Below are 15,738 nucleotides of genomic sequence, written 5' to 3'. Positions count from 1 at the left end.
ACAGGGTGAGTGACTATAAGATGAGCATACGACAAGCGGTGCACGAAACACCCCCGGAACCCTTAGGATACAAGGCTCCGGGCCGCGTGCACTGCCGCTCTTAAACACAGATGCGCCACAATCTCCCATGAATATTGATGAAAGGAAGACCTAAATACCAGTCTATTCAATTTCATCATCTCATTCCTTTCGGTGCCACCCATGCGGTTCGATGTTGGGCAGCTGGATAAAGCCTTCGATCAGTTGATGACCGCGGCTCTCCTGCCCTCCGAATGGCCGGCCGTTCTGGAACGCATCGCGCAGGCCAGCCATGCCCGTGGCGTCATGATCGTTCCCGTCACCTCCCGCAGCTCGGGGCTGCTGGCCACCGAAAGTATGGGCGAGGGGCTGGAGATCTATTTCCGCGAGGGCTGGGACAAGAGCGACTACCGGCACCGCGCCTTGCCCCAGCTGCGCCGGGCGGGCGTTGCCATTGAACAGGATTATGCGACGTCGGATGATCTCAACAAGTCCGGCTTCTACCAGTTCCTGAACAAGGTCGGCTTCCGGCACAGCGCGCTGGTCGGGTTTCGGCCCGAGAGCGATTTCACCTGCTTCACCTTCCAGCTCGACGCGCGGGCCGAGCCCTTCAGCCCCGCCGAAGCACAGGTGCTGGCCGGCATGCGCGAGCGCTACATGCTCGCCACCGAAATCATGCGCTCGCTCTCCAACAGCCGGGCCGACGGCATCAGCCATGCCATGGAGCTGTCCGGCACGGCCTGCCTGTTCTTTGATCGGCGCGGCGCCATCACGCGGGTGAACGCGGCGGCCGAACGGTTTCTCGGCACTGACCTGCGGATCAAGGGCGGGGAGCTGGCGTCGCTCCATGCGACGGAAACCGCCATGATCCAGAAGAAGATCCGCACGCTTCTGGACGCGACCCCGGTTCTGCAGACCGGGCTGTCGGATCCCGTGCTCGTCACGCGGCTGCACAAGCGCCCTCTGGCCCTGCGCATGCAGCGGCTCGGCGGCCCGCTGCCCGATATCTTCAATCTCGCGGTGGGCATCATCACCGTCGAGGACCTGAACGCCGTACCAGATCCGCCGGCGGCCGCCATACAACGGCTGTTGTCGCTATCCTCGGCGGAGGCGGAGGTTGCGATCCTGCTTGCGCAGGGGCTCGACACGCGGGAGATCGCCGCCGCGCGCCAGACCTCCGACGGCACCACGCGCGCGCAGATCAAGTCCATCGCCAACAAGCTGAACCTGCGGCGCCAGTCGGAAATCTCCGCGCTGGTGGCCCGGCTGTCGAAATTCTATCCCTAGAGCGCTTCCGTGTTTCATGGAAACACAGAAACACTCCAACCCATCGATAGAGAATGTCTTGTCGCCTGGATTGCGAAGCAATCAAAGCCGGACATGCTCTGGAGCCGGACCACCCCTGCATGAAACTCGAGGATTCCGGGCCGCAACGGGCCCTGCGCATCGCGGCACTGCTCACCGCCGGCCTCATCGTCTTCTTCACCCTCGGCCCCATCGAGGCGCGGGAGCAGATCGTGCTGTCGCTCGGCCTTGAACGCCCGGCTGCGTTCGCGCTTCTGGGGCTGCTGTCCGGCCTCCTGGCGCCCCGGCGCCCCCTGCGCGTCTTCCTGCTCGTCCTCATCGGCTGCGCCCTGCTCGAAGCCATGCAGACCCTGACGCACAGCCGCCACGGACGGATCGAGGACTTTTGGCTCAAAGCCATCGGCGCGGCACTGGGCGTGCTCCTCGCCCACATTCTGTTCCGCTGGATGTCACGCCGGGCGCCGCCGCACGAAGGCGCGCGCGCGGCTACCAGCCGAGAGTGAGCAGGCGCTCCATGTGAGGGGAGGCGCACGGCGGCGGCGCGCCCGCCCCTGCCGCGTCCAGATGAAAGCGGAAGAAGCCGGCGAGGCAGGCGTCCACCTCCTGCTTGCCCTTGAGCGGATCGAGCCGCCGCCAGGTGCGCCAGAAGCCGAAGCCCAGCGCCAGATCCGACAGGTTCTCGTGCACGCCCCCCACCAGCCGATAGCCGGCGCTGCCGGGCCGGGCAATCAGCCGGCGCTCCTCCTCCAGATCGCGGCGGGTGAGCCGGGACTGATAGCGGCGCGAGGCATCCTCCGCTGCCAGATCGGCGTCATTGGGAAAGGGATAGTCGCTCAGCACCAGCAGATAGGGCACGCGCACACCGCCTTGGGCCGCGGCCCCGAACAGCCAGCCGTCCAGATTGGCCACCGCGCGGATGCGGCGGTCGGTGATGCTGGCGTCCGCCGCCGTCGATCCGCCCAGCGACCAGCCGAAGGCCCCCACACGCCCGAGATCCAGCCCGGCGAGCCAATCCGGGGGCCGCTCGCCTGCCGCAAGAGCGGTGAGCCGGTCCAGCGCCGCTGGCAGCCGTGCCGCCTGCGCCGCCACCTTGATGTCGGCATCCCGCAGGGTGAGTTCATAGGCCGCCCCGGACGAGAAATCGAATTGCAGGGGCGTCGTGGCGGCGCGGGTTTCCGGCGCCGTCTCCACGTCGTCCAGCGCCGCCACCGTGAACCCCATCCCGGCCAGAGCTGCGGCGGTGTGCGCATTGTCGGTGCGCGGCTGGCCGGAGCCGGGCGTATAGAGCAGCACCTTGCCGGTCGAGGACCCGGGCGGTGGGGACCACAGCTCGGCGGTGATGCGCTGGCTGCCCGCAGGCCCTTCCAGAACCACCACGTGGCGCGCCGCCGTCGCGTCCGCCGCCCCCGCCCGGGCGCGGGAGAGCAGCGCGCCCGCGAATGTGCCGAGGCCCGCCGCCAGCGAAGATGCGCCACTGCCGGCCGCAGGCGCGAGGCTCGCGCCCAGCCAGAGGATGGCCCCGGCGCAGGCCAGCCCCAGCAGGCCGCGACGGGCCTTCCAGCATGCGGAGAAGAGGCCGGCCATGGCGCCCTATTCCGCCGCGGTCGCCTGCGCTCTTCCGTTCGCCTCCAGCGCCGCGAGGAAGGGCCGCAGCCGCTCGGCGATGACCTGCGCGCCCTCGCCCTGGAACATGTCCGCATGCCAGCCCGGCACCGCATAAGAGGCGGCGGGCGCGACAAGCAGCGGGCGCCAGCCCATCTGGTCGTCGATGCGTTCGCCGAGGCCGGAGGTGATCATCTCGTCACTGCGCAGCAGCACCACCCGCCCGCTGAAGGGCCGCGCCCGATAGGCGTTGCGGGCCCGCTCCAGCATGGGCAGGAACCAGCGATTGCTCCAGTCCTCCTTCGCATAGGGGCGCTTCTCGATCAGCCCCAGCGTGGCGGCAAGGCGCAGCAGGCCGGAATTGCGCACGATGCGGTAGGTGGCCAGCACGTCGGGCAGTGAGCTGCGGCCGGCGGCGAGTTCCGCGCGGTGATGGCGCGCCACGTGCCGGCGATAGGCCCAGCGGAACTGCGAGCGGTCCTTGTCCGGCAAAGCCTCCAGATAGCCCGGCAGCCAGGTGTCGGCGAGCACCACCAGCGGCACCTCTTCGCCCGCTGCCTCCAGCTGGCACGCGGCCTCGTAGGCGATGGCCCCGGCCACGCACAGGCCGGCAAGGATATAGGGGCCGTTGGGGCGCACGCTGCGGATCAGGCGCACATAATCGGCCGCCACATCCTCCAGCCGCCGGTCCTCCAGCTCCTGCGGCGCGTTCGGATTGAACAGCTGCACACCGAAGAACGGCCGTCCGGCGCCGATGGCGCGGGCGACATTGTAATAGGCGAGCGTATTGTTGATGGCGAAGATGGGAATTTCGTCACCCCCCGGCTGGATGGGAACGATGTTCCAGTCCTCCGCCTCCCCCCCCTCGTCGTCCGCCAGCAGGCGGGCCAGCTGGCGCAGGGTCGGTGCCTCGAACAGGGTCAGGGGGTCGATCCTGCGGCCGAAGCGCGCTTCGATGCGCGCCAGCAGACGCACCGCCAGCATGGAATGCCCGCCCAGCTCGAAGAAGTTGGAGGCCGGCCCCACCTCTTCCACCCCCAGCAGCGGGCGCCAGATCTCCGCCAGCGCCTCTTCCGTCGCCAGCAGCCGGGCGGAGGGCGGCTGCCCCTCGGCCGCCGCCACCGACGGGGCGGCACCGGCCGTCACGGCCGGGGTGCGAGCGGGCGGCACCAGCGTCTCCAGCGCGAAATCCGGCTCGGTGATGGCCCGCTCCATGGTGCTGCGCCAGAGCCGATGGAAGGCCCTCGCCGTGGTCTCGTGGAACAGGTCGGGATTGTACTCCATGGCCATGCGCCAGCCATCCTGCCATTTGACCACGAAGAAGTTCAGGTCATAGAGCGATCCGGCGGAGACCGAGGGCAGGCCCTGCAGCACGAAGCGGCCGTATTGCCTGTATTCCTGCACTTCCTTGAGCAAGGTGAAGTTCACCGAGATCAGCGGCGTGCGGGCCGCATCGCGCGGCGGATTGATCAGCTCCACCAGACGGTGGAACGGCATCTGCTGGTGCATCAGCGCCTCGCGCACCGTGTCGCCGGTGCGGCCGAGCAGCTCGGTGAAGGCATGGGCATGGCGGGTGTCCACCCGCAGCACCAGATTGTTGATGAACACGCCGATCAGCGGCTCAAGATCGCGGTCGTCGCGCCCGGCGATCTGGGTGCCGAGAATGATGTCGGTGCGGCCGGTGATGCGCTTGATCACCGCCACCGTGGCGGCGCAACCGAGCACGAAGGGCGTCACGCCGCGCAGGCGCGCCTCCTCCTCCATCCGCCCCCCGATCTCCGGCGGCAGCATCTCCGCCAGGATGATGCCGCGATGGCTCGGGCGTGCCGGCTTGGCGAAATCGCCCGGCACTTCCAGATAGGGCGCATGGGCCAGCTGATCGTACCAGTAGCGCTCGTTGGCGGCCGCCGCGCTGGCCAGCAGCGCCTTCTGCCAGCGGGCATAGTCGCCATATTGCACCGGCACCTCCGGCAAGGCGTGGGGACGCCCGAGGCCATAGGCGCCCGCGATCTCGCCGAACTCGCTGGCGATGATCCGGATCGACCAGCCGTCGAAGACGATCTGGTGCACGGTGAGCAGGATGTTGGCGGTCTCCGCGGACAGCCGCAGCAAGGTGATGCGCACCAGCGGCAGTTCGTGGATGTCGAACGGCTCGTGCGCCTCCCGTTCCGCCAGCTTGCGGGCCTCGGTCGCGCGCGTTTCCTCGGCCAGATGGCGCAGATCCAGCACCGCCAGCTTGAGGCGCAGCTGGGGCGCCACCTCCTGCATGGGCACGCCGTCGCGCTCCACAAAGCGCGTGCGCAGCACCTCGTGCCGCTCCACGATGGTATTGAACGCCCGCTCGACCACCTGTTCGTCGATGGGCCCGCTGAGCTGCCAGCGCAGCGCCACGTTCAGCGCCGGGCTGCACCGGTCCATGGCATCCACGAACCAGCAGCGCTCCTGCGAGGAGGAGCAGGGAAACAGCAGCCCCGCCCCGCTCTCGGCTCCCGCCACCGGGGCCTCGCTCGCCGGGGCCTCGCTCGCCATGCCGCCGCTCATCGGCCCGCTCCCGTCTGGCCGGCCGCGTCGCGGCGGAAGGCGCGCAGGGACGGCACGGCGGGCGCCGCCTCCCCGCTTTCTCCCCTCTCCTCCACAAGGCGCGCCAGCTGCGCGATGGTGGGGTGCTGCATGAGGTGGCGGGCATCGAGGCCGAAGCCGCGCTCCAGCATGCGGGCGGCGATGCGGAAGACGTGCAGGGAGTCGGCTCCGAGCGCGAACAGATCGTCCTCCACGCTGACGTCCGGGATCCGCAACACATCGGCCCATATGCCCGCCAGCGCGCCTTCGGTTTCCGTGCGTGGGCGCACCGGCACATGCTCGGGCGCCACCCGCGCCAGTTCCGGCGCCGGCAGGGCCTTGCGGTCCAGCTTGCCGTTGGCGGTGCGCGGCAAGGCGTCGAGCTGGATCCACAGCGCCGGCACCATATAAGGCGGCAGCTGGGCGCGCACATGGGCCTGCACCGCCTCCGCGCTAACGCCGGCACCCGCCTGCACCACATAATAGCCCACCAGCCGGGCATCGGCGTCCGCCCCCGCGAGGGTGACGGCGGCGTCCGCAATGTCCGGCCGCGTGCGGGCCGCGCACTCGATGTCCTCCAGTTCGATGCGATGCCCGCGCAGCTTGATCTGGAGATCGCGCCGGCCCAGATGCTGGATGCGTCCATCGGGCAGGCGCCGGGCGAGATCGCCGGTGTGATAGAGAAGCACGGGTTCGCCGCCGTCCGGCGCCCCCTCGCGGAAGGCCGCGGCGGTCAGGTCCGGACGGTCGAAATAGCCCTTCGCCAGCCCGAGGCCACCGATGACCAGTTCCCCCGCCACCCCCGGCAAGGCGATCCGACCGCTGTCGTCGAGCACGTGGAGGCTGGTGTTGAGCACCGGCTCGCCGATGGTGATCACCGCCTCATCGGGCAGCACCCGGCCCGCGCTCGACCAGATGGTGGTCTCCGTGGGGCCGTAGACGTTCCACAATTCCCCCTCCCCGCCGGCCAGCGCGGAGGCAAGGTCGCGCGGCAGCGGCTCGCCGCCGCACAGCATCCGCAAGCCCGCATAGGGCGCAAAGCCGGCCTCCAGCAGCATGCGCCAGAGCGAGGGCGTGGCCTGAATATGCGTCGGGCGCAGCCGGGCGATGGAGGCCGCGAGGCCGAAGCCGCCCTGCACGTCCTCCCGGTCGGCCACGATCACCGTGCCGCCGGTGATGAGCGGCAGGAACAGCTCCAGCACCGCAATGTCGAAGGTGATGGTGGTGACAGCCAGCAGCGTGTCGCCGGCCGAGAACCCGGGCCGTTCCGCCATGGACCAGAGCAGATTGGCCACCGCGGCATGGCTGATCTCGACCCCCTTGGGCTTGCCCGTGGAACCGGAGGTGAAGATCACATAGGCGCTGTCGTCCGCCTGCCCGAGGGGCAGCGGGGCGTGCGTGTCCTCCGGCTCCGGTGTGGCGTCGAGATCGATATAGGGCAGCGCGGGCGCCAGCAGCGCCGCGCGGATGTCGTCGCCCAGCATGGCATCGAGGCGCGCACCCTCGATGACGAGGCGCAGGCGCGTGTCGGGATGGTCGGGATCGAGCGGGACGAAGGCATGTCCCGCCTTCATGATGGCGAGCAGCCCCACCACCAGTTCCGGTGAACGCGCGGCCAGGATCGCCACCCGCCCGCCCGGCGTGGGCACGCTCGCGCGCAGCCGATGGGCCAGCGCATCGGAGGCCGCATCCAGCTCGCCATAGCTGAGCGCGCGGTCCCGCCAGCGCACGGCGATGTTCAGCGGGCGGAACTGCGCCTGCTCGCGCACCAGCTCCGGCAAGGGCCGCAGATCGAGCCCGCCCCGCGCCGTGTCGTTGAGCTGGTGCGCCACGACGTCCAGCTCCGCCGCGGCAAGCACCGGCAGCGCGCGCACCGGCCGCTCCGCATCCGCCACCACAGAGCGCAGCACCTCCTCGAAATGGGTCAGCCAGCGGGCGACGGTCTCGCGCCCGAACAGATCGGTGTTGTAGTCGCACTCCAGCCGCAGGCCGGCCTCGCTCTCGATCACGTTGAGGAACAGATCGAAATTGGTGAAGGCCTTGGCATTGGCCGCGACCGTGCCGGTGGCGGTGCCGAACGGCAGCGCGCTGCCGAGCCGCTCCAGGTTGAACTGCACCTGGGTGAGCGGCAGGCGGGAGGGATTGCGCGGAATATTGAGCTTCCTCACCAGCGTGCCGAAGGTGAAATGCGGATGGTCGTTCAGATCCATCATCGCCTTCTGCACGGACTTCAGCATCTGGGCCGCCGGGGCATCGGGGTCGATGCGGGTGCGCAGGGGCAGGAAGTTGACGCAGTGGCCCACCAGCGGCGCCTCGCCCTCCACCCGGCTCTGGCCGGCGGTGGGGATGGCGAGCACCTGATCGGTCTGCCCCGTCAGCCGCCACAGCACGATCTGGAACGCGCTCGCCAGCGTGGAGAACAGCGTCGCCCCGGCCCGGCCGCCGGCCTTCTTCACCGCCCGGTAGAGGTCGGCGTCGATGGCCCCCGTGCAGGTGTCGCCGCGAAAGGACTTGGTGGCCGGTCGTGGACGATCGGAGGGCAGGTCCGCCTCCGGGGGCAGCTCGGCATATTGCGCCAGCCAGTAGCGCTCGCTTTCGGTGGAGGCGGCGCCGGAGGCTGCCTGATCGAGCGCATAGCGGCGGAACGGCAGGGCGTCCGGCAGCTCTGTCGGGGCGCCGTCCGCGTCATGGAGCTGCGAGAGTTCCTGCAACAGGATGTTCATGGACCAGCCGTCGCAGACGATGTGATGGGCGGTGAGCACCAGCACACTTGTGCCGCCCGCCAGCACCACATGGCTCGCCCGCACCAGCGGCCCGTTGATGAGATCGAACGGGGTGGCCGCATCATCGGCCAGAAGATCCGCCAGTCCGGCCTCGGGATCGCCGGCACCGCTGAGATCCACACGAGCCAGATAGAGCGGGACATCGGGGTCGATCTCGAAGACCGCCCCGCTGCGGTCGAAGCGGCCGCGCAGAACCTCATGCCGTGCCACCACCGCACGCAGGGCGCGCTCCAGCCGGTCGGCATCCACGGGGGCGTCGAAGCGGACGCTGACGCTCTCGTTGAAGGCGCAGGACATCTCGTCCCCGCCCTGCGCCGCCAGCCAGATTTCCCGCTGCGGCTCGGTGGGCGCGATCTGCGCGGGCAACGGTTGCCTGGCGGAAGCCGCAGCACGCGCATCCCCCGTGCCGGGCAGGATGCCGGCGGCCTGCAACGCATCGAGGCTCTCGCCCACGATACGGTCGATCTCCGCCATCTCCTGCGCGCCGTGGGTGGTGGTGAGGAAGGCCGGAAAACCCTCCTGAATGTTGAGGCCCAGGGAGCGCGCCTGATGGAAGAACAGGCCGCCCAGCCGGTCCTCCTCGCTGAAGTTCACATAGAACCAGCTCGAATAGGTCTCCGCGCGGGTGGCGATGCCCCGCCGCTCCAGATGGCCGTTGATGCCGCTGACCAGCGCCGCCGTGCGCGCGGCAAGGCCGCTTTGCAGTCCGGGGCCGGCGTCCTTCAGATGGGTCAGCACGGCGCGGGCCGCCGCCAGCACCAAAGGATGGCGCACGAAGGTGCCGGCGAAGAAGGTGGGCGCCACTTCCGGTACGCTCTCATCGCCATAGCGCCACTGGCCGCCGTCCAGCGCATCCATGAAGCGCGCGGTGCCCGCCAGCACGCCGATGGGCAGGCCGCCGCCCACCACCTTGCCGTAGGTGGCCAGATCCGCGCGGATGCCCAGCACCGCCTGCATGCCGCCGGGATGGGTGCGGAAGCCCGTTACCACCTCGTCCATGACGAAGGCGGTGCCCGAGCGCTCCGTGACCGCGCGCAATTCGCGCAGGAAATCCACGGGCACGAGGCCGGGATGGCGGCTCTGCACCGGCTCGGTGATCACCGCCGCCAGCGTATCCGCATTGGCCTTCACCCAGTCGAGGCTTTCCTGCGTGCCGAAGGGCAGCACGATCATGTTGCCCACGGAGCCGCGCGGAATGCCCGGCGCCACCGGCAGCGCGATCGGCGTGCCGGAGCGGCCACCGCCCTTCACCAGCACCTCGTCGAACTGGCCGTGATAGCCGCCGCCGAACAGCACCACGCGCTCGCGGCCGGTGACGGTGCGGGCCACGCGCATGGCCGCCATCACCGCCTCGGAGCCAGTGTTGCAGAAGGTGACGCGCTCATTGCCCGTCAGCTCAGCGATCAGCGCCGCCACCTCGCCGGCCAGCGGCGATTGCGGGCCGATGGCGAAGCCCTCCGACAGCTGCGCCGCCACGGCCTCCACCACGAAATCGGGCGAATGGCCGAAGGCGGTCTGGCCGTAGCCGTTCACGAGGTCGATATAGGCGTTGCCGTCCACATCCCAGATGCGCGGTCCCTTGGCGCGGGCGCAGACCACGGGAAAGACGAGATCCTTCCATTCGCTCCGGAAGCCGGCCGCCGCGCGGGGATCGGCCAGCACGGGGCGATGGGCCTGCGTATAGTCCTTCGAGCCCTTGCCCCGCGCGTTCATGCGGGCGCCGAGATCGGCGATGAAGGCGCTCTGTGCGTCGGTGATGGCACCCGCCGGCCCCTTGGAGCCGCGATAGACCTGAAACCGCCCGCCGGTATCGGCCGGGATCTCGGCTTCGGCCTTCGCCGGTGTGGGGGCTGGCGCGGGCGCCGCCACGGGCGCGGGCGCTGCGGGCTGGGCCGGCTGGGGCGCCAGCGGGAAAGACGGCACCGCGACCGGCTGCCCGCCCTGCAACAGCACCATCTGCTGGTTGATCACCTGCTGCATGACATCCAGCTGCATGCGCAGCACGCTCTGGATGTCACCGCTCCCACCCGCCGGGATCGGCGCCGGGGCGAAGGCCATCGGCACCACCGGCGCCGGCATCGCGGCCACAGGTGTCACAGGTGTCACAGGCGCCACGGGCGCCGCTGGCGCGGGAAGCACCTGCGCATGAACAGCCAGATGGGCGCTGAGGGCATCCACGGACGAGAGGTCGCCCATCAGCTGGCGGAAGGTCAGCGGCAGCTTGAAGACCTGCTGCACCTTGGTGGCCACCTGCGCCAGAAACAGGCTGTCGAAGCCAAGTTCCAGAAAGGGCGTCGCCATGTCGCCCGCGCCAAGGCTCTCGCCGGACAGATCCTCAAGAATGGCCGCAACCTGGGTCGCGATGGCCGTGTGCCCCGCGGTCTGGCCGGAGGTCTCAGCGGGGCTCGAAATATGTGCTGTTCCCATGATTTCCGTCTCGACAATCGGTAAGGGCGAAGGATGAAAGGCAGGCGGCGGAACCGGCGCGGGGGCCATGGCCGCAGGGGGCGGCGGCTCGATCCAGTGCCGCTCGCGCTGGAACGGATAGGTCGGCAGCGACATGCGGCTGCGGCCCGGTCCGGTCAGCACCGCCCAGTCGGGCACGACGCCGAGCGTCCACAGCGCGCCCGCCGTCTCCTGCAGGCCGAGCAGGTCATCGCCCGGCGCCTCCAGCGTGGTGAGGGCGGCGGCATACTGCTCCTTGCGCAGCACCCGGCGGGCGAAGGTGGTGAGCGTCTGCCCCGGCCCCACCTCCACGAGGATCGGCCGATCGAGCGTCGCCAGCGTTTCCAGCGCGGTCACGAAAGCCACCGGCGCCCGGCACTGGCGGCCCCAATAGGCCGGGTCGGTGGCATCAGCATCGCTCGCCCAGCCACCGCTGACGCAGGAGATATAGGGCGTGCGGGGCTGCCCGCAGGCCAGCTGCGCGAAGCGCGCCACCAGCGGCTCCACTACGGGCTCCATCATCACCGAATGGAAGGCATGGGTGGTCCTGAGCGGCTGGCAGGCGATGCCCCGCGCGGTCAGCAGCGCCTCCAGCCCGGCCATGGCCGGCCATGCCCCCGACACCACGCAGTTGCGCGGGCTGTTGATCGCCGCCACATCGACGCCCGCCGGCAGCAGCGGCGCCAGCTCATCCGCCGCCATACGCACGGCCAGCATGACGCCGCGCGGCTGCGCATACATGAGCCGCCCGCGCTCGGCCACCGCCCGCGCCGCATCCTCGAAGCCGAACACACCCGAAAGGGTCGCCGCCACCAGTTCGCCCAGGCTGTGGCCGGCCATGGCATCGGGGTGAATGCCCCAGCTCATGAGCAGCCGCGCGGTGGCATATTCGATCAGGAACAGTGCGGGCTGCGTGTGCACCGTCTGGTCCAGCGGATTCTCGCCCTCGGGCTCCGTCTCGGCGAACAGCAGCTCGCGGATGTCCGTGCCCGTCACCTCGGCAATGGCCGCCGCGCCCCGGTCCACGAGATCGCGAAACAGCGGCTCGCTGTCATAGAGGCCCCGGCCCATGTTCAGCGCCTGCGCGCCCTGCCCCGGAAACAGGAACACCACCGGCCGCGTTCCGTCCGCCTTCACGGCGGCGGCGGTCGCGCGCAGCTTGCTGATCAGTTCATCAGCGGTGCGGGCGGCCACCGCGCAGCGCTGGTCGAAGCTGCGGCGGCCCACTTGCAGCGTGTGCGCCACATCGGCCAGCGGCAGATCGGGGTGGCGCTCCACATGGTCGGCCAGTGCGCCGCGCGCCGCCGCCAGCGCCGCATCGCTGCGCGCGGAGAGCGGAAAGAGGAAGGGTCGTGTCTCGGGCTCGGTCCGGCGCGGGGCAGCCTCGGGCGCCTCTTCCAGCACCACATGCACATTGGTGCCGCCGACGCCGAAGGCGCTGGTGCCCGTGCGGCGCGGGCTCGCACCACGCGGCCAGGCCAGCAGCTCGCGATTGATGTGGAAGGGGCTCGCGGCCAGATCGATGGCCGGATTGGGCGTCTCGAAATGCGGCAGGGGCGGAATTTCGCCATGGCGCAGCACCAGCGCGCTCTTGATGAGGCCGATGACGCCCGCCGCCGCATCCAGATGGCCCACATTGCCCTTGGCGGAGCCCAGCGCGCAGAAGCCCGTGCGCTGCGTGGTCGCCCGGAACGCCTTGCTCAGCCCCGCGAACTCGATGGGATCGCCCAGCGGCGTGGCGGTGCCGTGCGCCTCCACATAGCCGATGCTGTCCGCCGTGATGTCCGCCTGCCGGTGGGCGCTCGCGATGACGCGGGCCTGCCAATCCACGCTGGGCGAGGTGAAGCCCACCTTGCCGGAGCCGTCATTGTTGACCGCATAGCCCCGGATCACCGCATAGATCTGGTCGCCATCGGCCAGCGCATCCTCCAGCCGGCGCAGCACCACGAGGCCGACGCCACTGCCGAACACCGTGCCGCCCGCCGCCGCATCGAAGGGGCGGCAGCGCCCGTCCGGCGAGACCATGCCGCCGGCCTGATGCAGATAGCCGCGATGCTGCGGGAAAGAGATGGAGGCCCCGCCCGCCAGCGCCATGTCGCATTGATAGGTTTGCAGGCTCTGGGCCGCCTGCGCCACCGCCAGAAGCGAGGTGGAGCAGGCGCTCGCCACCGTCACCGCCGGTCCATGCAGATCGAGCTTGTAGGCGATGCGGGTGGCGAGGAAATCATGCCCCGCCCCCACCAGAAGCGGATATTCGCCGACCTGAAAGGCGTTGGTGAAATCCTCGATCAGCTGCCGGTCGCGGCAGACGTGGCGCAGGAAATAGGTGTTCATGGAACAGCCGGCGAACACGCCGATGGCCCCCGCGAAGGCCGCCGGATCGTGGCCGGCATCCTCCAGCCCCTCCCAGGCGCATTCGAGCAGCAGGCGATGCTGCGGATCGGTCAGCGCCGTCTCGCGCGCATGCATGCCGAAGAAGGGCGCGTCGAAGCGCTCCACATCCGGCAGCACGGGACGGGCGGGCACATAATCGCGGTCGCCGCGCACCTCGCCGCCAAAGCTGTCATCCAGCGCGGCGGGATCGAAATGCGAGATGCAGTCGGCACCGCGCCGCAGGTTCTCCCAGAACCCCGCCACCGAGCCGGCGCCGGGAAAGCGGCCGGCCACGCCGACGATGGCCACCGCGCCCAGATCCAGGAGCGCGCGCAGGTCCTCACCGGGGGGCGGTGCCGGCGGCGCGGGATGCACGTTCATGGGATCTGCTCCAGGCTGCGGGTTTTCATGCGCTGAAGGGCGGCACGGCGGGCATCCTCGGCCGGGGCCCGGCAGGCGGACGTGAGCCCCTCCTCCGCCTCGCCGCGCAGGTGGCGGGCGAAGCGCGCGATGGTGGGATGCGCGAACAGCGCCAGCAACGGCGCGTCGGTGAGGTCCGCCGCCTTCAGGCGCGCATGCACCTCCATGAGCAGCAGGGAGGTGCCGCCGAGATCGAAGAAGTTGGCGTCGCGCGGAATGAAATCCCGCTTGAGCACCGCGCTCCAGATGCGCGCCACCTCCTCCTCCCCCTCATCGAGCGGGGGCCCCTTCCGGGGCTCGACGGGCTGGCGGTCACGTGCCAGCCGGTCGAGCGCCCGGCGGTCGATCTTGCCATTGGGCGTGAGGGGCAAGACCGAAACGAAATGAAAGGCGGACGGCACCATGTAGCCGGGAAGCTGCTCACGCAGGCGCCCGCTCAGGGCCACATGCAGCGCGCCCGCATCGAGGCCCGGCCGCGCGATCAGGAAGGCCACCAGCTGGCGGACGCCGCGATGGACCTCGCAGGCCACCACCGCCGCATCCACCACCCCCGGCTCCGCGCGCAGCGCGATCTCGATCTCGGACAGCTCGACGCGCTTGCCGTCGATCTTCACCTGCCCGTCCATGCGGCCGAGGAACTCGATGGTGCCATCGGGGCGGCGGCGGGCCTGATCGCCGGTGAGGTAGATCCGCGCCCCGGTGTCCGGCGCGGCGACGAAGCGAGACGCCGTCAGGGCCGGATCGTTGAGATAGCCGATGGCCAGCCCCTCCCCGCCCACGCACAGCTGGCCGACCTCGCCATCCGCCACCGGCCGCAGCGCCTCGTCGCGCACCGTGGCCGTGCTGTGCGTGATGGCGCGCCCCACCGGCAGGGGGCCGTCCTCATCCTCGGGCCGGATGTCGTGGCAGCAGGAGAAGGTGGTGTTCTCGGTGGGGCCATAGCCATTGATGAAACGGCAGTGCGGCAGCGCAGCGCGCGCCCGGCGCACATGGGCGGGCGAGATCACGTCGCCGCCGGCCAGGATCTGACGCAGGGGCCGCAGCCCCTCCAGGCGATGGTCCACCAGCAGATGGAACAGCCCCGCCGTGAACCAGGCGGTGGTGGCGCCAAAGCGCGCGATGGCGTCCACGATCTCGTCCACCGAGGGCTGGGGCTGGGGCACCACGGCCAGCGACGCGCCATTCAGCAGCGCGCCCCAGATCTCGAAGGTCGAGGCATCGAAGGCCAGCGGCGCCAGATGCAGGAACACCTCGTCGGGCGCGAAGCGGGCATAGGTCTGGTCCGACACCAGCCGCACGATGGCGCGATGGGGCACCACGACGCCTTTCGGCTGCCCCGTGGAGCCGGAGGTGTACATCACATAGGCCGGATCTTCCGGCCGGCTGCGCTCCGGCAGGGGATGGTCGGCCTGCAGTTCCGCGCAGGCCACCGCCGCATCGAGGTTGAGGAAGGGCTCGCTGCGGCCCGGCGGCAGCTCGCCCGCCAGCGCCACCCGGCCCAGAACCAGCACCGGGGCCGCATCCCGCAGCATGCTTTCCAGCCGCGCGCAGGGCGAGGCGGGATCGAGCGGCACGAAGCAGGCGCCGGCCTTCAGCACCGCCAGCATGGCGATGATCATGTTGACCGAGCGGTCATCCACCAGCGCCACGCGCGAGCCGCCATGCACGCCGCGCGACTGGAGATAACGGGCCAGCTTGTTGGACCTGCGATCCATGTCCTCATACGTGAAGGCCGTCCCCCGATCGAGGATGGCGGTCGCCGACGGCGTGGCCCAGGCCTGCCAGGAAAAGGCGCCATGGACGGTCACGGAGCGAAGCTGTCTGGACATGGCGCCCCCAATGCGACGGGATGAATGTGTGCGGGAAGAATGGTCGCGGGCCGGCGCTCAACCAGACGCTGCGCCCCCGATCGACCGCAATCATGCAGTGGCTGGGCGGCCGGGGGGCGGTGCAAACGGCTAAGGCCCTATCGCCTTTCGGGGCAGATCCGGTCGTGAGACGGCGACAGTCCCCCATTTGGAGACGGTGCGGGCCGGCCTTGCGTGCGGGACCGGCGCTCCCAGCCCCTGAGTGCGCCCGTGTCTCAAGGAAACGCTGCAACGCTCCAACCACTTGATGGAGCATGTCTTCGGCCTGAATTGCAGAGCGATCGAAGCCGGATATGCCCCTGAAGCCGCGCGTATCCGGAAGGGCTAGGACCGGGGCCCGCGCATCAGCACTTTTGGTCAGGTTG

Annotated in this window: 6 protein-coding genes; 2 read left to right on the top strand and 4 right to left on the bottom strand. The window is 70.0% G+C overall.

The window, feature by feature from the left end:
- The first annotated feature begins 246 nt into the window (after window positions 1-246).
- On the top strand, window positions 247-1,305 hold the full coding sequence (locus IEW24_RS06080; RefSeq protein ID WP_188576352.1) for a helix-turn-helix transcriptional regulator: 1,059 nt from the start codon (window positions 247-249) through the stop codon (window positions 1,303-1,305).
- 119 nt (window positions 1,306-1,424) lie between these two features.
- Window positions 1,425-1,826, top strand: coding sequence for a VanZ family protein (locus tag IEW24_RS06075; protein ID WP_188576350.1), 402 nt, complete (start codon window positions 1,425-1,427; stop codon window positions 1,824-1,826).
- Here IEW24_RS06075 and IEW24_RS06070 read toward each other — a convergent pair.
- The 4 genes from IEW24_RS06070 to IEW24_RS06055 are packed head-to-tail and all read right to left on the bottom strand — an operon-like array spanning window position 1,810 to window position 15,334.
- Window positions 1,810-2,907, bottom strand: coding sequence for an alpha/beta hydrolase (locus IEW24_RS06070; RefSeq protein ID WP_188576348.1), 1,098 nt, complete (start codon window positions 2,905-2,907; stop codon window positions 1,810-1,812). The two genes, IEW24_RS06075 and IEW24_RS06070, sit on opposite strands and share 17 nt — an antisense overlap.
- 6 nt (window positions 2,908-2,913) lie before the next feature.
- Window positions 2,914-5,466, bottom strand: a complete 2,553-nt coding sequence (locus IEW24_RS06065; RefSeq protein WP_188576345.1) for a condensation domain-containing protein — start codon at window positions 5,464-5,466, stop codon at window positions 2,914-2,916.
- On the bottom strand, window positions 5,463-13,466 hold the full coding sequence (locus tag IEW24_RS06060) for a hybrid non-ribosomal peptide synthetase/type I polyketide synthase (RefSeq protein ID WP_188576344.1): 8,004 nt from the start codon (window positions 13,464-13,466) through the stop codon (window positions 5,463-5,465). Before IEW24_RS06060 ends, IEW24_RS06065 begins: the two co-directional genes overlap by 4 nt.
- Complete coding sequence (locus tag IEW24_RS06055; RefSeq protein WP_188576343.1) at window positions 13,463-15,334, bottom strand: non-ribosomal peptide synthetase; 1,872 nt, start codon at window positions 15,332-15,334, stop codon at window positions 13,463-13,465. The genes IEW24_RS06060 and IEW24_RS06055 overlap by 4 nt, the downstream gene beginning before the upstream one ends.
- Between the last annotated feature and the right edge of the window lie 404 nt (window positions 15,335-15,738).

It is taken from the genome of Azorhizobium oxalatiphilum, from assembly GCF_014635325.1.
GTDB lineage: Bacteria > Pseudomonadota > Alphaproteobacteria > Rhizobiales > Xanthobacteraceae > Azorhizobium > Azorhizobium oxalatiphilum.
The sequence above is the reverse complement of the archived record's forward strand: the minus strand, read 5'-3'. Positions and strand labels throughout refer to the sequence as shown.

Excerpts from the sequence above, each read along its gene's own strand:
- IEW24_RS06075 (WP_188576350.1), top strand. The coding sequence starts at position 1,425 with ATGAAACTCGAGGATTCCGGGCCGCAACGGGCCCTGCGCATCGCGGCA.
- IEW24_RS06070 (WP_188576348.1), bottom strand. The coding sequence starts at position 2,907 with ATGGCCGGCCTCTTCTCCGCATGCTGGAAGGCCCGTCGCGGCCTGCTG.
- IEW24_RS06065 (WP_188576345.1), bottom strand. The coding sequence starts at position 5,466 with ATGAGCGGCGGCATGGCGAGCGAGGCCCCGGCGAGCGAGGCCCCGGTG.
- IEW24_RS06060 (WP_188576344.1), bottom strand. The coding sequence starts at position 13,466 with ATGAACGTGCATCCCGCGCCGCCGGCACCGCCCCCCGGTGAGGACCTG.
- IEW24_RS06055 (WP_188576343.1), bottom strand. The coding sequence starts at position 15,334 with ATGTCCAGACAGCTTCGCTCCGTGACCGTCCATGGCGCCTTTTCCTGG.
- IEW24_RS06080 (WP_188576352.1), top strand. The coding sequence starts at position 247 with ATGACCGCGGCTCTCCTGCCCTCCGAATGGCCGGCCGTTCTGGAACGC.